This is a genomic window from Sulfitobacter sp. TCYB15, assembly GCF_040435955.1.
GTDB classification, from domain to species: domain Bacteria; phylum Pseudomonadota; class Alphaproteobacteria; order Rhodobacterales; family Rhodobacteraceae; genus Sulfitobacter; species Sulfitobacter pontiacus.
The window spans coordinates 249,041-268,334 of record NZ_CP159194.1 but is presented as its reverse complement, the minus strand read 5'-3'; the positions used below and the strand labels follow the sequence as shown (position 1 = coordinate 268,334).

General features: G+C 61.3%; 17 protein-coding genes. 7 read left to right on the top strand and 10 right to left on the bottom strand.

Annotation, left to right across the window (positions count from 1 at the left end):
* Nucleotides 1–52 precede the first annotated feature (52 nt).
* The 4 genes from dctP to ABM428_RS15680 form a co-directional block, all read right to left on the bottom strand.
* Entirely contained in the window at nt 53–1,063 is a 1,011-nt protein-coding gene (gene dctP, locus ABM428_RS15695) for a TRAP transporter substrate-binding protein DctP (RefSeq protein ID WP_353628431.1), read from the bottom strand.
* Between the two features lie 78 nt (nt 1,064–1,141).
* A complete protein-coding gene (leuD, locus tag ABM428_RS15690; protein WP_353628430.1) occupies nt 1,142–1,732 on the bottom strand; it encodes a 3-isopropylmalate dehydratase small subunit in 591 nt (196 codons plus the stop codon).
* On the bottom strand, nt 1,729–3,126 hold the full coding sequence (leuC, locus tag ABM428_RS15685) for a 3-isopropylmalate dehydratase large subunit (protein ID WP_353628429.1): 1,398 nt from the start codon (nt 3,124–3,126) through the stop codon (nt 1,729–1,731). Before leuC ends, leuD begins: the two co-directional genes overlap by 4 nt.
* Entirely contained in the window at nt 3,123–3,938 is an 816-nt protein-coding gene (locus tag ABM428_RS15680; protein ID WP_005848595.1) for a GntR family transcriptional regulator, read from the bottom strand. Before ABM428_RS15680 ends, leuC begins: the two co-directional genes overlap by 4 nt.
* A 141-nt stretch (nt 3,939–4,079) precedes the next feature.
* Here ABM428_RS15680 and ABM428_RS15675 point away from each other — a divergent pair, with 141 nt between their 5' ends.
* Genes ABM428_RS15675 through ABM428_RS15650 form a run of 6 tightly spaced genes read left to right on the top strand, consistent with a single transcriptional unit; the run spans nt 4,080 to nt 11,210 of the window.
* Nucleotides 4,080–4,646 (top strand): tautomerase family protein, encoded by a 567-nt coding sequence (locus tag ABM428_RS15675; protein ID WP_353628428.1) that lies wholly within the window; start codon nt 4,080–4,082, stop codon nt 4,644–4,646.
* The gene (locus tag ABM428_RS15670; protein WP_353628427.1) at nt 4,643–6,337 is read left to right on the top strand and encodes a hydantoinase B/oxoprolinase family protein; all 1,695 of its coding nucleotides are present in this window, start codon (nt 4,643–4,645) and stop codon (nt 6,335–6,337) included. The genes ABM428_RS15675 and ABM428_RS15670 overlap by 4 nt, the downstream gene beginning before the upstream one ends.
* A complete protein-coding gene (locus ABM428_RS15665) occupies nt 6,334–8,400 on the top strand; it encodes a hydantoinase/oxoprolinase family protein (RefSeq protein WP_353628426.1) in 2,067 nt (688 codons plus the stop codon). The genes ABM428_RS15670 and ABM428_RS15665 overlap by 4 nt, the downstream gene beginning before the upstream one ends.
* Nucleotides 8,397–8,999 (top strand): isochorismatase family cysteine hydrolase, encoded by a 603-nt coding sequence (locus tag ABM428_RS15660; protein WP_353628425.1) that lies wholly within the window; start codon nt 8,397–8,399, stop codon nt 8,997–8,999. The genes ABM428_RS15665 and ABM428_RS15660 overlap by 4 nt, the downstream gene beginning before the upstream one ends.
* The gene (locus ABM428_RS15655) at nt 8,996–9,856 is read left to right on the top strand and encodes an oxaloacetate decarboxylase (RefSeq protein ID WP_180829695.1); all 861 of its coding nucleotides are present in this window, start codon (nt 8,996–8,998) and stop codon (nt 9,854–9,856) included. Before ABM428_RS15660 ends, ABM428_RS15655 begins: the two co-directional genes overlap by 4 nt.
* Nucleotides 9,843–11,210 (top strand): FAD-dependent oxidoreductase, encoded by a 1,368-nt coding sequence (locus ABM428_RS15650; RefSeq protein ID WP_353628424.1) that lies wholly within the window; start codon nt 9,843–9,845, stop codon nt 11,208–11,210. Before ABM428_RS15655 ends, ABM428_RS15650 begins: the two co-directional genes overlap by 14 nt.
* Before the next feature lie 49 nt (nt 11,211–11,259).
* On the opposite strand, the gene ABM428_RS15645 is transcribed toward ABM428_RS15650, so the two are convergent.
* From ABM428_RS15645 to ABM428_RS15620, 6 genes are all read right to left on the bottom strand, one after another.
* Complete coding sequence (locus ABM428_RS15645) at nt 11,260–12,024, bottom strand: SDR family oxidoreductase (protein ID WP_353628423.1); 765 nt, start codon at nt 12,022–12,024, stop codon at nt 11,260–11,262.
* A 25-nt stretch (nt 12,025–12,049) separates the two neighbouring features.
* Complete coding sequence (gene hisD / locus ABM428_RS15640; RefSeq protein WP_353628422.1) at nt 12,050–13,381, bottom strand: histidinol dehydrogenase; 1,332 nt, start codon at nt 13,379–13,381, stop codon at nt 12,050–12,052.
* Nucleotides 13,382–13,485: 104 nt separating this feature from the next.
* A complete protein-coding gene (locus tag ABM428_RS15635; protein ID WP_005848611.1) occupies nt 13,486–14,250 on the bottom strand; it encodes an HpcH/HpaI aldolase/citrate lyase family protein in 765 nt (254 codons plus the stop codon).
* Between the two features lie 21 nt (nt 14,251–14,271).
* Nucleotides 14,272–16,176, bottom strand: coding sequence for a TRAP transporter fused permease subunit (locus ABM428_RS15630; protein WP_353628421.1), 1,905 nt, complete (start codon nt 16,174–16,176; stop codon nt 14,272–14,274).
* A 67-nt stretch (nt 16,177–16,243) separates the two neighbouring features.
* Complete coding sequence (locus ABM428_RS15625; RefSeq protein ID WP_168592878.1) at nt 16,244–17,212, bottom strand: TAXI family TRAP transporter solute-binding subunit; 969 nt, start codon at nt 17,210–17,212, stop codon at nt 16,244–16,246.
* A 110-nt stretch (nt 17,213–17,322) separates the two neighbouring features.
* Nucleotides 17,323–18,303 (bottom strand): LacI family DNA-binding transcriptional regulator, encoded by a 981-nt coding sequence (locus ABM428_RS15620; protein ID WP_353628420.1) that lies wholly within the window; start codon nt 18,301–18,303, stop codon nt 17,323–17,325.
* Between the two features lie 171 nt (nt 18,304–18,474).
* Here ABM428_RS15620 and ABM428_RS15615 point away from each other — a divergent pair, with 171 nt between their 5' ends.
* Complete coding sequence (locus tag ABM428_RS15615; protein WP_353628419.1) at nt 18,475–19,176, top strand: haloacid dehalogenase type II; 702 nt, start codon at nt 18,475–18,477, stop codon at nt 19,174–19,176.
* The last annotated feature ends 118 nt before the right edge of the window (nt 19,177–19,294 follow it).

Genomic DNA, 19,294 nt, shown 5'->3' with positions numbered 1-19,294 from the left:
GCCCCTTTTGAACGAAAGCAGGCGCGCCCCATCAGGGCGCGCCAGATGTGGCTTACTGATTTTTCTGCGCGTCGTAGAACAGCTCGATCAGTTTGTCGTAGTTCCCGTCGCCTTGGGGGCTTTCGGCCATCAGGCCCTTCATCCGGTTCCACGTATTCTCTGTCGCCGCTCCCAGATAGTCTTGCGCCGCTTCCCCTTCCAGCGTCACAACGGTCATGCCTGCCTCTTCGAGCTTGGCAAAGTCTTCATCACGCACCGCGCCCAGCTTCTCGGCCGAGGCTTTCTCGTGCTCGATCGCCACGTCTTGCAGGATTTTGCGTGCCTCGTCCGAGAGGGAGTTCCACTTGTCGAGGTTCACAATCGTGCCAAGATCGGTCGAGAAAAAGCAGGGTTCGATCCGGTAGTTCAGGAACTCGTTCCATTTAAGGTCAATAAGGCCGATCTGTGTCCAGCCTGTTGCATCGACCACGCCGCGTTCCAGCGCAGAATAAACCTCGGTTGTGGGCAGATCGATCACCTGCGCGCCCAGATAGTCGGTGAAGAAGGCGTTATAAACCGCGTTGCCCCGCAGCTTGAGCCCCGACACATCCAGGTTCCCCTCTGCGTCAAGGCTGGGCTCATTACGGGTCCACAGGTTGTAGCATACGCCGGAATCGAACCACCCGAGGTATTTGACGCCCATCTTCTCTTGGTGGATCTGGTCGATCAGGTCCAACCCGCCATTGGCGCGGGTTTCGACCGCTGTCAGGTTGGATGTGACCAGCGCGTCTTTTTCAGGCAAAGCCCCTGCGTAAAAGCTGCCCGGCGTATAGACCATATCGACCACACCCGACCGGACGGCGTCGGGCTGCTGGAACATGCCGATGGCTTCGGGGCCACCGCGCACTTCGATCTGCACAACGCCTTCACCGGCGGTGTTCACCTTGTCGACGAATTCAAGGAACGACTTGGTATAGATCAGCGATTCAGGAAAGGCGTGCACTGCGGTCAGCGTCTCTTGTGCAAAAGCCGCCGTGGTCAGCGCCGTCGAGGCGAGGATACCGCCAAGGATTGTCTGTTTCATCGTATATACTCCCGGTTGGTGGGGCTGTTGGACCCCGTTATGTTGCCGCCCTGTCCCTCTTGCGGGGATCAGCACGTCTTAGGATGCGGGCACTGCCCACGGGTGCGCGGCAAACCGTGCCGTGCGAAAATCTTTGATGCGGTCGTTATGCTGGGCGGTCAGGTCGATATCATCCCAACCGTTCACCAGTTTCTCTTGCCAGACGGGATCCAGTTCGAACGTCAGGGTATGCCCCGCGATCACCGCTGCACATTTTTCCAAATCCACTGTCGCGCTGACAGCATCGGTGCCGATCGCGTCCAGCAGGGCGTCAATCTCTGCATCGCTCAGACGGGCGGGCAGCAGTCCATTGTTGACAGCATTGCTTTGAAAGATGTCGCCAAAGCTCGGGGCAAAGACGGCCCTGACCCCGAAATCAACCAGCGCATAGACCGCCGCCTCGCGGCTTGAGCCGCTGCCGAAGTTGCGCCGCGTGATCAACACATCTGCCCCTGCATGGCGATCAAGCACATGATCCGCCGCATCCTGACGCAAGTCATGCAACAGGAATTTGCCATAGCCGTCAGCCCGCGGCGCCGACATAAAGCGCGCCGGTATAAGCTGATCGGTATCGACGTTTTCCTGCGGTAACGCGACGGCGGTGCCATTGATCTGTGTCCAGCCGGTCATGTGCGTCCCTCCAGCAGCGGGCGCACATCGGCGAGATGTCCGGTAACCGCAGCGGCGGCGACCATCGCAGGGCTCATCAGATGGGTCCGCGCCCCGCGTCCCTGACGGCCCTTGAAGTTACGATTGGTCGAGGACGCGCAGCGTTTGCCGGCCTCGACCCGATCGCCATTCATGCCGACACACATCGAACAGCCCGATGCGGCCCATTCCAGCCCCGCTTGCACAAACACTTCGGCCAACCCTTCGGCTTCGGCCTGTTTCTTGACCTGCGCCGATCCGGGCGACACCAACCCCGGCACGACGGCCTTGCGCCCCGCCAATACTTTGGCGGCAAGGCGCAGGTCTTCGATCCGGCCATTGGTACACGATCCGATAAACACCTGATCGACTGTAATTTGGTCCAGCGCCATTCCCGGTTCCAGCGCCATATACTCCAGCGCCGCGCGCGCCTGCGCCTGTTTGCTGCCCGACAGCTGCGCCGGATCAGGGACATGTCCGGTGATGGGCAGCGCCTCTTCGGGGGAGGTGCCCCAGGTCACGGTTGGCGCGATATCGCTGGCGTTGATTGCAACCTCGCGGTCGAAACGGGCGTCTGTGTCGGTCGCAAGCTGGGACCAGTCCCGCAGGGCCGTGTCCCAATCCGCGCCTTTCGGGGCAAAGTTGCGCCCTTTGATGTAATCGAATGTCACCTGATCCGGGGCCACCAGCCCCAAGCGCGCACCCCCTTCGATGCTGAGATTGCACAGCGTCAGGCGCCCCTCCATGCTTAACGCGCGGACAGCGGGGCCGGCATATTCAATCGCGTGGCCGCGTGCCCCATCGGCCCCCAGCTCTGCGATCCAGTGCAGCGCCAGATCTTTGGCCGTGACACCGGCCCCCAACGCCCCGTCCACGGTGATCCGCATCGTTTTGGGGCGTTGTTGCCAGATTGTCTGCGTCGCCAGAATATGCGCCACCTCTGTCGCACCGACGCCAAAGGCCAGCGCACCAAAGGCCCCATGCGTTGAGGTATGGCTGTCGCCGCAATTGATCAGCAGCCCCGGCAAGGTCAGCCCCTGTTCGGGGCCGATCACATGCACAATGCCCTGCCCCGGATCCCGTAGATCGAAGAGCCGGATGCCCTGCGCCTTGGCGTTGCGCCCCAATGTGTCGATCATCCGCCGGATATCCGCCGCCATCTCGCCGGCGCGGGTGGGGGCATAGTGATCGACGACCCCAAAGGTCAGATCAGGGGCGGCGACCTTCATGCCGCGGCTCTCCAGTTTCACAAATGCGTGGTGCGATCCTTCGTGCACCAGATGTCGATCAACCCATAGCAGTGACGTGCCATCATCGCGCCGCATCACCTCATGTGCGGCCCAAAGCTTGCCAAAGAGGGTCTGCGGCGCGGTCATTCTGCGGCCCCCTTCCGGCCCGGTTTCACCACCGGCTCCCAATGGCGCGCCTCGCCTGCGCCGACACGGCTCAGCGCCATTTCAAGGCGGAACATATCGGGGCGATAGAGCGCAGACAGGTATTCAACCCCGCGTCCATCCTCATCCTTCACCACACGGTCCAGCGACAGCAGCGGCGCGCCGACACTTACCCCGAGCGCATCCGCCACATCGGGCGATGCGAGGGTCGCGCTTACCGTTTGATGGGCTGATGCAACCTTGACGCCAGACCGTTCCAGCAAGCGGAAAAGTGGCGTCGTCGCCAGCTCTGCCTCTGTATAGTTATGCGCGATATCTTCGGGCACCCAGGTGGTCAGGTGGGAAAACGGCTCCCCTTCCACCAACCTCAGACGCACCGCAACCTGTACACGCGCTTGCGCATCCAGCCCCATCGCGGTGGCCACACTGCCCGGCGCGGCACCATAGCTAAAGGACAAAAGCCGCGCGGTGGTGTTCTGACCCATCTCGACCAACTGCGGCATCAATGTATTGAAATCCGCGGCAAGCGCGGGCTGCACCTTGGGCGCGCAAACAGTCGTCCCTGACCCAGCACGGCGCGAGATCAGCCCGTCCCCTTCCAGCGCGTCCAGCGCACGGCGCACGGTCACCCGCGACACATCCAGCGTTACCGCCAGCTTTTGCTCACCCGGCAAAACCGCACCGGCGGCGTAGACGCCGCGCATGATCTCTTCGTGCAGATGTAGGTAAACGCGCCGCGCCTTACCCCCTTCGGGAAGCCCCCTGCCCTTCGAAGATGTGCTTTGAAGTGTCATTTGAATCCTTCCAATCCCTTCCAACCCTACAAAGAGTTTTTTCAAAAGCAAGAAATCTATCTGACAAAAATCAAATTATTTGATCTATGCACATTTAATTATCTGTATTACAAAAAATACAGATCTGACGCAGGAGGCTTTATGCCGATCATCGAGATTCATGTGCTGCAAGGGTATGACGCAGCCCAGAAAACAAGGCTGTGCAAGGCGCTGACCAATGCCGCGCGCACGGTGATTCCCGCGACACCGGATGCGGTGACAGTGATGATCAAGGAAATGCCCGCCACCGATTATATGCGCGGCGGTCAGCACCGATCGCCCGCCCCCGCCCTGCCGGATGCCCCGTCAATGGTGGCGCGATACCTGCGCGCGATGGAGCAGCGCGACATCGTTACCGCCCGCACGCTTTTAGGCGACGGGTTCACCATGCACTTCCCCGGTGCCGCGCCTATGACAGAGCTTGATGATCTGCTGGAGTGGGCCGCGCCGCGCTATCGCTTCGTCAAGAAAACCCTCGCCTCGATTGACCTTGCGCCCGGCGACGGGCCGGCCACGGTCGTCTATTGCCACGGCACGCTGTCAGGCGAATGGCCCGACGGGACCGCATTTTCCGATATTCGCTTTATCGACCGCTTCGAAGTCACCGACGGCTTCATCACCCGCCAAGACGTCTGGAATGACATCGCAGAAACAAAGGCCCAACCATGACCCAAGACATCGACCCGATTACATTGGCCGTTCTGGCCGGACGGATGGAACAGATTGCCGACGAAATGGACGCAACCCTGTTCCGCGCCGCCTTTAACCCGATCATCGCCGAAGCACATGACGCATCGCACGGGCTGTATCATGCGGTGTCGGGCGACACGCTTGTGCAGGGCAAGTCCGGGCTGCCGATCTTTGTCGGGGTGATGTCATTTGCCGTGAAGGCGGTGATCGACAAAGCGGCTGAGAATGGCGATCTGGAAGACGGCGACATCTATATCTTCAACGATGCCCATCTGGGCGGCACGCACCTGTCCGACATGCGGTTGGTGCGCCCCTATTTTCACGACGGCAAACTGTTTTGCTATCTCGCCTCGGTCGGGCATTGGCATGATGTGGGCGGCGCGGTGCCGGGCAACTACAACCCCGCCGCCACCGACGCCTTCCAGGAAGCCTTCGTGCTGCCCCCTGTGCGTCTTGCCAAAGCGGGCAAGGTCCAGAACGACATTATCGACATCCTGATGCGCAACACCCGCCTGCCGCAATCGGCCCAAGGCGATCTGAACGGCCAGCTCGGCGCGCTTGATCTGGGCAAGAAACGTCTGGACGAACTGCTGGCGGAATACGGTGCCGACTCAGTGCGCGCGGCGTTGGATGCGCTGCAGGACCGCGCCGAGACCCTGATGCGGACAGAGCTGACAGACCTGCCAGATGGACGCTGGGAGGCAGAGGATTTCCTGGACAACGACGGCATCACCGATACGCCGCTGCCGATCAAGGTCGCGCTCGAGATCAAGGGCGATCAGATGCTGCTGGATTTCACCGGCACGGCAGATCGCTGTGCAGGGCCGGTCAATATCGCGCTTCCCACGGCGGTGGCCACGGCCTATGTCGCGATCAAACATATCTTTCCCAGCCTGCCCGCCAACGCCGGTGTGATGCGCCCGATCGAGGTGAAGATCCCCGAAGGGTCGCTGCTGTCCGCCCCCTTCCCGGCGCCGGTCGGCGGCTATACCGAAACGATCCTGCGGATGGTCGATGTGATCTTTTCCGCCGCGTCGCAGGCGGCACCGGACCGCGTGGTTGCCAACGCGTATGGCACGATCAACGCGCTGTCGATTTCGGGCAAACGCGCGAATGGTCAACCTTGGGTGATGTTCAGCTTTTACGGCGGCGGGCATGGGGGCTCTCCCGAAGGGGACGGGCTGAACCACGGCAATGCGCCGATCTCCACCGCGACCATCCCCCCGATGGAGATCCTCGAATCCGCCTATCCGGTGATGTTCAAACAATGGGCCCTACGCCCCGACAGCGCCGGCGCGGGTCAGCATCGCGGCGGCATGGGGGCCACCTACGAGATCGAAGTGCTTGAGGAATCCGCCACCGCCTTTCTGTTCGGCGAACGCGGACGCTTTGCGCCGAAAGGGGTCGCAGGCGGGGGCGACGCGGCGCTGAACCGGTTCGAGTACGAACAAGACGACGGCTGGCACGCCCCGCCCATGGCCTCGAAAATGGTAGGCATCAAGCTGCAACGCGGCCAGTCCGTACGGCTCGATACCCCCGGCGGTGGCGGCTATGGCGCGCCCGCAAACCGAGCTGCGGCCGATGTGGCCCGCGACGTGGCGGGCGGCCTGCTGACACCCGAGTACGCGACACAGACCTATGGCCCAGACTGGAAAGAGGTGACCCAATGACCAGCGCAAACCGCATGATCGGCGTCGATGTCGGCGGCACCTTCACCGATATTTTCGTTTTGGACGAGGCGACAGGCAGCGCGCAGGTCGCCAAGGTTCCCACCTCGCGCCCCGACCAATCGGCGGGCTTTTTGTCGGGCATCGGATCGCGGGTCGATGATCTGTCGACTGTCTCTGTCGTCGTACATGGCACCACTGCCGGCACCAACGCGCTGCTGGAACGCAAAGGGGCCAAGATCGGCGTGATCACCACGATGGGCCTGCGCGACGTGCTGGAAATGCGCCGCCGTGACCGGCCGCGCACCTGGGGGCTGCGAGGGGACTTCACGCCCGTTGTCGATCGCGCCTTGCGCCTTGAAGTACCGGAACGCACGCTTGCCGATGGCACGATCCGTCAGGCGGTGGACCTCGAGGCGGTGCAAGCCGCCGCGCAAGAGCTGCTGGATCAGGGCTGTCTTGCCTGTGCGATCCTCTTTGCCAACAGCTATGCTAATGCCGAAAACGAAAGACTGGCGGTCGAAGCTGTGCGCGCCATGTGGCCGAATGCCCATGTCTCGGCCTCAAGCGAAATCCTGCCCGAAATCCGCGAGTTCGAACGGTTCTCTACCACCGCGTTGAACGCCTATCTGCAACCCGAAGTCTCTGGCTACCTCGCGCGGCTTGAAACCGCGCTGAAACAGGACGGGTTTGCGGGCGAGTTCATGATCGTGCAGTCCAATGGCGGGGTGATGGATGCGGCGACTGCGGCGCGTCTGCCCGTGCGCACGGCACTTTCGGGTCCGGCAGCGGGGGTCATCGCCGCGGGTTACATCGCCGAAGCCGCCGGTTTTCCTGATATCATCACCGGCGACATGGGCGGCACCTCTTTCGATGTGAGCCTGATCGCCAAGGGCCAGTCGATGCTGTCGCAACAGACGTCGATCGACTTCGGGATGGTGGTCCGGTCCCCCATGATCGAGATTACGACAATCGGCGCGGGCGGTGGCTCTATCGCTTGGGTCGATAAGGGCGGCTTGCTGAACATCGGGCCGGAAAGCGCCGGGTCCACGCCCGGCCCTGTCGCTTATGGTCAGGGGAACACGCGCCCCACCGTGACCGACGCCAATGTCGTTCTGGGCCGTATTGATCCCGACAACCCCATCGGCGGCAAGCTGGACCGGCTGGACGTGGAGGCGGCAAAAGCCGCGATCCTTGAACATGTGGGCACCCCCCTTGGGCTGGACGCGCTGCAAGCCGCCGAGGCGATCTTGCGCGTGGCCAACAGCCGCATGGCCGGCGCGCTGCGACTTGTCTCTATCGAGCGCGGGTTTGATCCAAAACGCTTTGCGTTCATGCCCTTTGGGGGCGGTGGTGCGCTGCACTCCGGTGCCATGATGGCAGAGGTCGGTCTGGCGCGGTCCATCGTGCCGCGTTACCCGGGGGTAACATCTGCCATGGGCTGCGTCATCGCGGATATGCGGCAGGATTTCGTGCAAACCATCAACGCCACCCTGTCGGGCATCGACCTTGGGGCGCTGACCGGTTTCATGCAAACCCACGTCGATGGCGGGCTTGCCACGCTTGAAGCCTCGCGCACCCATTTTGAACGGCGCGATACGGAGTTCACGCTTGATATGGCCTATCTCGGCCAGACGCATACGGTATCGGTGACGCTGCCGGTGACCGCGACCGATGGCACAGTGACACCCCCGACAGAGGACGATATCTCGGCTGCATTCGACAGCGCCTACCACGCCACCTATGGGCGGCTGCTTGAGAATGGCACGCGACGGGTGATCAACCTGCGCTCTGCCATCACCGGACGGCGCCCGCGCTTTGATCTGTCCACACTCGCCCCTGTCGGTGGCAGCGTTGAAGACGCGCTGAAAGGCACGCGTCAGGTCCACTTTGACGGACAGTGGCACGAGACGAAGCTCTATCACCGTCTTTCCTTGCCGGTCGGTGCCGAAGTCCCCGGCCCCGCAATCCTTGAGCAACCTGACACAACCGTGTTGATCGAACCCGGACTGGTCGGCAAAGTCGACGCCTACGGCAACACTCTGATCGAAAGGGCCACCGCATGACCCCTGCCACGACCGCTTTGCTGACCATCGACCTGCAAAATGATTTCCTGCATCCCGAAGGTGCCTATGGCCGGGCGGGTCAGGGGGCCGAGAGCATCCTCGCCCTGCCCGACCGGATCGCGCCTCTCAAGTCCGCGCTGACTAAGGCGGGCGGCACCTATATCTCGGCGCAGTTCACGCTGGTGCCGGGACGCGATGACGAACCGCTGATCGCCGCGCATCTCAAGAAACTGCGCCCCTTCCTGACCAAGGGCGATTTTACCCCGGGCGGCTTTGGCCACGCGCTGGTACATACGCTCGCCCCGGCGGATTTCACGATCGAGAAGGTCGCCTACTCCGCCTTTTACCAGACACGGCTTGAATATGTGCTGCGCGCGATGAAGATCGACACGCTGATCATCGGCGGGATCGTCACCAACGGCGGTGTCGCCAGTACCGTGCGGGATGCGCATCTGCGCGACATCCATACGGTGCTGCTGTCGGACGGTTGCGCCGCGTTCAAACAGGACGTGCACGAGGCGACGCTGACCTCGCTGGGGTCGGTGACGCAGGTGATGACCTGCGCCGAGGCCACCGCCGCTGTCGGAGGTGCCCAATGACCCTGCGCCAACGCCTGACCGCCCCCGATATTCTGATCGCCCCCGGTGTCTATGACGGGCTGACCGCCGCCCTTGCCGCCGACGCAGGCTTCGAGGCGCTGTATCTTTCCGGTGCAGCGGTTGCCTATACCCGTTTGGGCCGCCCCGATATCGGGCTCAGCACCGCGTCCGAGATGACCGATACGATGGCGTTGATTGCCGATCGCACCGACCTGCCGGTGATCATGGACGCCGACACCGGTTTCGGCAATGCGCTGAACGCGCGGCGCACGATGCAAAGCTATGAACGCGCGGGCGCCTCTGCTTTGCAGGTGGAGGACCAGACCTACCCCAAAAAATGCGGCCATCTGTCTGATAAATCGCTGATTTCGAAAGAGGAAATGGCTGGCAAGATCGCCGCCATGGCCGATGCGCGCCGCCACGATACGCTGATCATCGCCCGCACCGACGCCATCGCGGTAGAAGGCTTTGACGCGGCGATTGATCGCGCGGGCAGCTATATCGACGCCGGTGCCGATGTATTGTTCATCGAGGCCCCCCGCGACAGCGGAGAGCTTTCGCGCATCGCCGATACCTTCAAGGGGCGTGTCCCGCTGCTGGCCAATATGGTGGAAGGCGGCGCGACCCCGATCTCTTCGGCGACCACACTAGAGGATATGGGCTTCGATATCGTGATTTTTCCCGGCGGCATCGTGCGCGCTTTGGCGAAATCGGCGCAAGACTATTACGCGAGCCTGAAAGCAACCGGCTCTAACAAAGCGTTTTCCGACCGGATGCATGATTTCGACGGGTTGAATGCAGCGATTGGCACCCCCGAGATGCTGGCCCTTGGAAAGCGGTTCGATGGCAAATCCTGATGTCGCCGCCCCGCCGTCGGCTTTCGATCTAAAGGTCGAAACCCTGATCATCGGCGCGGGGGCCTGCGGCATGATCGCGGCGCTGGCGGCGCATGAGGCAGGTCAGGATGTGCTGCTGCTAGAGGCCGACGCGACCCCCACAGGCTCTACCGCGCTGAGCGCCGGGTTGATCCCCGCGGCAGGGACGCGCCTGCAACAGGACGCTGGGATCAGTGACAGCCCCGACGTTTTTGCCACCGACATTCAGGCCAAAGCGCACCACGAAAACGATGACGCACTGGTCGCTGCGATGGCCCGCACCGCCCCTCAGGTCATCGACTGGCTTGTCGAAACACATGGGCTGCCGTTCTCTCTTGTGCGTGACTTTGATTACCCCGGTCACAGCCAACGGCGGATGCACGGGCTGCCCTCACGGTCGGGGCGCGAATTGATCGACGCCCTGCGCGCGCGGATCGAAGCGCTTGATATTCCGCTGATCTGCAACCGCCGCGCCACCCGGCTTTATGCGGCAGGCGCAACGCTCGCAGGGGTGCGGGTGTCGTTGCCTGACCAAAGCGGCGAGGATATCGGCTGCGACCGGCTGATCCTTGCGTGCAACGGGTTCGGTGGCAACCGCGCCATGGTCGCCCACCACATGCCGGATATCGCGGACGCGATCTGGTTCGGCCATGACGGCAACCGAGGAGAGGCGATCAGCTGGGGCGAGGCGCTTGGCGCGCGCCGCCGTCATCTGGGCGCCTATCAGGGGCACGGCAATGTCGCCCACCCTCACGGTATCCTGATCACATGGGCCACAATCACCGAAGGCGGCGTTCAGGTGAATACGACCGGCAAGCGGTTCTGGAACGAGGCGCAGGGCTACTCCGAAGCGGCGCGGGCCGTGCTGGCGCAGCCTGACGGCGTGGCGTGGACCATATTCGACGCCCGCATCGCCGAGATTGCCCGCCAGTTCGAGGATTTCAAGAACGCCGAGGCCCAAGGGGCGGTGATTACAGGGCATACGGTCGAAACACTGGCTGCACAGGTCGGATTGCCCGCAAATGTTTTGGCGAAAACGATCACTGATATTCCGGCGGGCGGGCGTGATGCCTTTGGCCGCACATGGGGTGCGGCGTCCCTTTCCGCCCCCTTCTGCGCGGTGAAGGTGACCGGCGCGCTGTTTCACACGCAAGGCGGGCTTGAGGTTGACCCGACGACGGCCAAGGTGCGCAGGACAGAGGGTGGCACATTCGACAATCTATACGCCGCTGGCGGTGCCGCTTGCGGGGTATCGGGCAAGGGCGACAGCGGCTATCTGTCGGGCAACGGCCTGCTCGCGGCTGTCACGCTTGGATTCATTGCGGGGCGCGGATAGGGTTTTGCCGCCATCCTGCGTCTCCCGTGTTCGTTGACCGCTTTGTCCCTTACTCGGCTGTCCAACCGCCATCGACCATCAAGGCTGTGCCCGTCACCATCGCAGAGGCATCGCTCGCGAGGTAGACGATCGGGCCCATGATATCCTCGATCTCGCCGACGCGGCCCAGTTTGATCTTTTCTTCAATCCAAGCCAGACGCGCGGGATCGGATAGGGTTTGCTCTCCTAAAGGCGTGCGGATGAAGGTGGGGCATAGCGTATTGATGCGCACCGCCTTTGGGCCCCATTCGATCGCCATCGCTTTCACCATCCCTTCCAAAGCGTGCTTCGATGCACAGTAGACCCCCCGATCGATGCCCCCGACATGGCCCATCTGACTGCTTACATGGATGATGGAGCCGGGACGGCCTGCTGCGATCATTTGGTCGGCGGCGGCGGTGGAAAGGAAATAGGCTGCCCGAAGGTTAACATTCATGACGGCGTCAAAATCCTCGGGCGTGGTGTCGAGCGCAGGCCCGTGGCGGGCCATGCCGGCGGAATTGACCACGATGTCAACCGCCCCAAGACCGGAGAATGCCGCGCGGGTCGCATCCACATCGGTGATGTCGAGCTCTTGCGTCTCACAGCTCAGCCCCTCGGCCTTCATCGCGGCGTGCAACTCGCCCAACGGTCCGGCCCGGCGCGCGGCGCAGACGACATGCGCCCCCGCCCTGGCCAAGGCCGTCGCGGCCCCCAGACCGATGCCAGAGGTGGCACCGGTCACAAACGCGCGTTTCCCCGAAAGGTCAAACCCGGCAAAGGACGGAAGTTGCATCAAGATCTCCTATGTTAACAGCGGTCTATTCGGCCGCTTCGCGGTAGCTTGCGGCTGCGCCATACGGCACGTTCTCACCGCCATAGCGCCGCACGCGGACATTGCATTGTTCGGCGTGCCCCACAAAGCCTTCCAACATGCATAGACGCGAACCATAGGCCCCGACCGTTGCTGCGGCCTCATCCGTCATAATCTTCTGATAGGAATGGGTCTTGAGGAATTTACCAACCCAAAGGCCCCCTGTATAGCGCCCCGCCTTATGCGTGGGCAGCGTGTGGTTGGTCCCGATCACCTTATCACCATTGGCGACATTCGTACGCGGGCCCAAAAACAGCGCGCCATAGCAGGTCATGTTTTCCAAGAACCAGTCATCACGGTCCGTCATGACCTGCACATGCTCCGACGCGATATCATCGGCCACCTGCAACATCTCGTCGTAGGTATCACAGACGATCACCTCGCCGTATTCCTCCCAGCTTGTCCGGGCTGTGGCCGCAGTCGGGAGAATTTGCAGCAGTCGGTCAATCTCGGCCAAAGTATCCTCGGCCAATTGACGCGAATTGGTCAGCAGAACGGCAGGGGAGTTATAGCCGTGTTCCGCCTGCCCCAAGAGATCGGTCGCGCACAGCTCGGCATCCGCTGCTGTCTCATCCGCGATAACCATCGTCTCGGTCGGGCCGGCGAAGAGATCAATCCCCACCCGTCCGTAAAGCTGACGCTTGGCCTCGGCGACGAAGGCATTGCCGGGGCCAACCAGCATGTGTACCGGATCGATCGTCTCTGTGCCAAGCGCCATAGCCCCGACCGCCTGGATCCCGCCCATGACATAGATCTCATCCGCACCGCCCAAATGCATGGCGGCAATAACAGCCGGGTTTGGTTTTCCGTTAAAGGGCGGCGTGCAGGCCACGATGCGCGGCACTTCGGCAACCTTGGCCGTGGCGACAGACATATGCGCGCTGGCGACCATGGGGAATTTCCCGCCCGGGATGTAGCAGCCGACGGATTGAACCGGGATATTCTTGTGCCCCAGAATGACCCCCGGAAGCGTCTCTACTTCGATGTCGGTCATGGAAGCGCGTTGCGCGCGGGCGAAATTCACGACCTGCTCTTGCGCAAACTTAATGTCCTGCAATTCGCGTGGGCTGAGCTGACGGATCAGGTCGTCAATCTCTTGCTGGCTTAGCCGGAACGTTTCCGGGCTGTAGCTGTCGAACTTTTCGCTCAATTCGCGCACCGCTGTGTCGCCGCGCGTTTCGATGTCCTGCAAGGTCTGCTCGACGACCGCACGGGTCTTGGCGTCGTCATCGGCACGGGCAGCATCGGATTTGCCCTTCTTGAGGTAGGTAATTGTCATGGTTCGGTCCTTTGGTCAGGCGCTGGCAGTGATAGGTCATTTCTAGGCTGACCAATCCGAGTTGCAATATTTTCTATATTTACTGCAATTATTTCATAGTCATGTCAGCGCGCGTCTCTCTTTTTAAAATCTTCCACGAGCGCTGCACCGCCCAATTGCATGAGCGTGTGTTCGGACCCCACGACAAAGAAGCTCCCTCCGGCGTCGCGGTGCGCGTCTAGAGGCTCTGTCGGGGCGCAATAGAGTCCCGTGGCCGCCCCTGTCGCGGAAAGGATGTCCCGCGTCATCTTTGCCACTTCAGGCGCAAAGAAATCGGACAGACCATGAGAAACGGCCAGATCAGCGCGCCCGATAAAGAGCGCATCTACGCCGTCTACGTCCGCAATTTCACTGTGGTTGACCACGCCGTCGGGGTCTTCAATCTGGCAGATCAAGGCGACTTCACTTCGCGCCACGGACAGATGCTCTTTCAGGCTGCGGCCTGCATAGTCGGCCGCCCGTGACGTGCCGGCAAAACCACGCCCGCCGGGGCCGTAATTCACGGCGCGCGCCAGTTCTTTGGCCTGCGCTGCGGTTTCGACATGAGGCACCATGACACCGGCCGCGCCGCCGTCCAGCACATTGAGCACCCAATCCGCTGTTGCCACTGGCACGCGCACCACGATGGGGCATCCTTCGGCACGTCCGGCCATGGTCATGGCGTCAACGGTGCCCCGATCAAAGGGCGCGTGCTCTGCATCGACGACCAAGAAATCGAACCCTGCCCGGGCCATGATTTCGATCACGATCGGATGGGGCGTTTTGATGAACGCCCCGAGCATGGGCTCTCGTGCGACCAGCCGCGCCTTGAATTCAGCATTCGTCATCATTTCCAGTACACTCCTTGGCCCTTAAGCCGTTTGCATTTCGACATTTTCCGCAGCGCCCAAGGCTTTGCGAGAGAAGACCACCAAGACCGCGAACACGACCGCGGCTGCCGCCGTCGCCGGCCAAGGCGGCATCAGCGCAAGCCCAATCGGCACGACCCAAAGCAGCCGCGACAGACCACCCCAAGGCAGCCGTGCGCCGCCCAGAAGATGCGCAACGCCCAAGGCGAAAACGCCTCCGGACAGGATGGCACGCAGGATGTCTCCGGCTTCGCCACCGCCCAACATTCCGGGATAGGCGAGGAACAGCATCGGCAAGGCATATGCGGTCGCCCCAAGGCGCAACGTCTCGCCCGCGACCTTCATCCACGGCGCCTGCGCAATGGTCGCCGCTACGAAAACACCAAGGCAGACAGGCGGCGTGATGACCGACAGCGCCGCGTAGTAGAGCACAAACATATGCACCACGAGCGGATCAATACCCTGTTGGATCAGCGCCGGGGCAAAAACAGCCGCGACCATGACGTAGGCTGCCGAGGTCGGCAGGCCCATGCCCGCGATCAGGCAGACAATGGCCATGAGCCCGGCAATGAGCCAGATTTGCCCCTGCCCGATCGACAACACCGCTGCTGTTACGGCGACACCAAACCCGGTGAGGTTGATCATGGCGACAAACACCTGTGCGCCGACCAGAAGGATCCCGACAATGACAACACCTTTTCCGCCCGCTTCCAGCGCACGAATGATAATGCCGATGACGGCACGGGGATCCTCACCACTCGAGATCCGCGCGACAAGGACGGCCACCAACATGGCAATCATGCCGTAACAGGCCGTCAGCTCGACGGAATTGCCGTTAAGGACGCCAAATCCAAGCCCCAGCAGGGCGGCGACAATAGGGGCGAGCCGCGCAAAGGTCATGGCACCGCGCCAGTCGGGTAGATCTTCAGACGTCACCGGACGAAAGCCCTGACGGCGCGCGATGACGTGAACGGTTGAATAGATGCCAAGGTAGAACAACAGCGCAGGCACAACGCCCGCGAGCGCGATAGACCAGTAGTTCACGCCCACAAGCTCGGCCATGACAAAGGCGGCTGTCCCCATGATCGGGGGGGCGAGCTGCCCGCCGGTCGATGCAATCGCCTCTACCGCGCCGGCATAGGCAGGGGGGTATTTCAGCCGCTTCATCAGGGGAATGGTGAAGTTCCCCGTCGTTGCGACATTGGCGACGGTCGAGCCGTTGATCGCACCAAAGAAGCCCGATGCGAAGGTCGCGATTTTCGCCGCCCCACCGGGCCGGGAGCCACCCAAACGGGCCGAGAGGTCAAAGAATGTCTCGCCTGCGCCCGTGTGCAACAGGATCGCGCCGAACAGCACAAATGCCGCCAGCGTCGTCGAGGCCACATTGACCAGCATACCCCATAGGCCACGGTCGGACAGGAAGATGATCTCGGTGAGATAGCCGGCGTCAAAGCCACGGTGCCCGAATTGGCCGGGGATCAAATAGCCGAAGAATGCATAGGTCACAGCCGCGATGACGATAAGGGGGAACACCCAGTTGGAGCTGCGCCTTGCCAGTTCAAGCACGCAGGCCAGTGTGCCGAACCCCATGAGCATATCCCAACCGTTCGCCCAAGGCAGATCGTTCATAATGGTTTCGTAGTTGGCTATGATATAGGCACCTGACACCGTCACCACGCCGACGATTACCGCATCGATCGCGATACCAAGCGGGCGCAGCCGGCTGCCTTCGAAAAGCGGGTGCATCAGCACGGCCAGGGCGGTGATCATCATCACAAAGATCGCACGCTGCACGAGCGATTCAAACGGCCCGTTGAAAGAGGTGTAGAACACAAACACCCCCAGAAGCACTGCAAGAGCCGCGATGGCGGTCTGTCGAAAATGAGCGAAGATCGGAAGATTATGCATCACGGCACCTTGGCGAAAATGGTAAATAGAGGGGCGACACGCGCCGCCCCTTTTGAGATCAGGTCTTTTACTTGAGGCGCGCGGGCACGGTCAGGCCGATTTCCTCGTAGTAGCGGATGGCACCAGGATGCAGCGGGCTGGTTGCGTATTGCAGGGTCAGCTCTGGCAGGTTCAAGCCTTTTACCGTCGGGAAAGCGGCGGATTGCTCGTCCATATTCTCCATCACGGCTTTGGTCAGGTCATAGGCCGTCTGGTCGTCCATATTGGGGCGCGCAGAGACACCGATCATGAATCCCCAGACCTTGTAAGGGCCCGTATTTTCCATCTCGCCGCCCGGCATGTCCACGATGGAAAGCTCCGGCAGCGCTTCGCGGATCTTGGCTTCTTGCGCGTCGTCGATGCCAAGCGCAGTCAGCGGCGTGAAGGCCGCGATATCGGTGGTAAGTGCATCGAAGGACGTTCCCACGGCGCTTTTGACAAAGCCTTCAGACCGGCCGTCTTTGATGGCGTTGGCCTGTTCGCTGTTGGTCCCGCGCACCCAATCAGGCGAGATTTCCAGCAGGTCGAACACAGCCAAGGCCGTGGCTTCGGTCGAAGATCCACGCATGCCCGGTCCGAACTTCTTGCCGTCGATATCCGACAGTTTCTCGATACCGGAATCGCGGCGAACGACTGCGTTCTGCGGTGCCAGAGAATAGGCCCACAGGAGTTTGGATTCGATCGGTTTGCCGTCGAAGCTCTTGATGCCATTGTAGGCGTGATACAGCGTCGACGTCGTGATCAGCCCGATATCCAACTGGTCGCGCGCCATGCGTTTGAGGTTATCGACCGTAGCACCCGTTTCCACGACCGAAGCCTGATAGGCGTCCGGATAGGCAGAGTTGATGATTTTCGCGAGCGAGGCGAAATAGGCATAATGCGCGCTTTGCGAATTGGTCGCACCGAAAGCAAGCCGCGTTTCAGCCTGAGCAGGCAATGCCACCCCAAGCCCGGCAAGAGACAGTGCAGCGGCGACAGCGAAGTTGCGTAGTTTCATGGGTATCCTCCAAATATCATGAAACGATCCCAATAGGGACGTTCGAACGGAGGTTAGCCACAGTGCATAGCCGCTATGCAATTCCTGTCTGCGTTAATGAAATAATTTCACTACCCGCTTTGACGTTCTTGGAGTTCACCCGCCAAAACACGGATATCACCGGTCCCGACATAGCTCTCGGCGCTTAATATGATATCGACCGCTTGATCCAGCATGCGGCGCAGTGGCTGGCGCATTGTGGTCAGCCGGTAGGATTCCCACGCCGCCATCGGAATGTCGTCGAACCCGATGACAGCCAGATCACCGGGGACCGAGATGCCTTTGTTTCGTGCAGCATCGAGCATGGCAATCGCCATGATGTCATTGGCGCAGAACACGGCGTCCGGCATCGGACGCTGGACCAACATTTCTTGCGCAGCGGCATAGGCTTGGCGGCAGCTGAACCCGCCGTCGAACTGCACAGCGATCTCGCGTCCGGCCTCTTCCAACTGGTCGCGAAACCCTCGCATGCGTTCCAGATGCGTCGAGGTATCACGCCGCCCACCGATAAAGGCGATGCGCTGTCGGCCACCGTCCAGAAACCGCCGCGCGATTGTCCGTGCGCCCCCGTAATTGTCGCAGCACACCGCCATCATGGTACTGTCGGTCTGTACCCGATTCAGCAACACGGCGGGAATCCCGTTCTGACGACAGGCACGCGCCAGCCCGGAGGTGATTGTGGAGCTTGCCAGAATGACCCCCTGCGTGCGGAAGTCGATGACTTGCCGGATCATCGTGTCCACATCTTCGGCCGCTGGCACCACATGCATAATCGCCTTGAGCCCGCGCCCTGGTAGCATTCGGGTCAATTCGTCCATCACAATGGGGTAGAACGGGTTGCGCATTTCGCTCAGCACCATCGAGATCGTGTTGCTGGATTGTTTGGCCAACACCTGATCGACTTTGCTCACATAGCCAAGCGCCGTGGCAGCAGCAAAGATCGCTTTGCGCTTATCCTCGGCAATCGGGGCATTCCCCCGATACGCGCGCGACACGGCGGACACCGAAACGCCCGCGCGGGCGGCAACATCTTTGGCAGTGACCTTTTTCATATCGATTGCCTTACCCGATTGCAGCGCTTGCCCGAAATGGGGACCGACGGCTGACCTCGCGCATAGTTTGACGAAGCAATGGCATGGGTGCAATTGTGAAACGTACCCGCCATTGTGTTCAAACACTTGGATGAATGCTGCCGAAAAGTAGCACGCTCAGAAAGCCCCCCCATGCCAGACCGTACAAATTTTTCGACCATTGTTTTCGACGTAAACGAAACCCTTCTGGATATCTCGACACTAGAGCCGTTTTTCGACCGCGTGTTCGGCAATGCCGCGGTCCTGCGCGAGTGGTTTCCAGAGCTGATCTTGTATTCACAAACAGTGACCTTGTCCGGGCTCTATGCGCCCTTCGGCGATCTGGCCAGCGGTGTTCTGCGGATGGTTGGCGACAATAAAAACATCGCCATTCAGGACAGCGACGTATCCGAACTGAAGTCACTGATTGGATCGATGCCCGCCCACGCCGATGTGGCCCCGGCCTTGACCAAATTGCGCGACGCGGGGTTCACGCTTGTAACCCTGACGAACTCCGCCCCATCCCCCGCACCGACACCCCTTGAAAAAGCCGGCATCGCAGCGCTTTTTGACCACCACTTTAGCGTAGCCGAGGTTGGTCACTTCAAACCACATCCGTCGACATATCAGATGGTTGCCGACCGTCTGGGCGTCGACATCTCAGGCCTGTGCATGGTCGCATGTCACATCTGGGACACCATCGGCGCGCAGTCCGTTGGGTGCCGCGGTGCCTTTATCGCGCGGCCACATAACAGCACCCTGCACGTGCCCGGCGTACCGGAACCTGACTTTACCTCACATGATCTCGCCAAGCTTGCCGAGCAGATCATTCAGGCACAGAAGTTGACTAAGTAGGCAGCAAAAAGCCCTGTTCGCCGTCGCGGTGCCGCAGGCCGCGGCCGTGTCGTAACGTCACCAATGTCTGTGACGCGGTACATGTTGTCGGGTGCATTTAATTCATATACGAACAAAC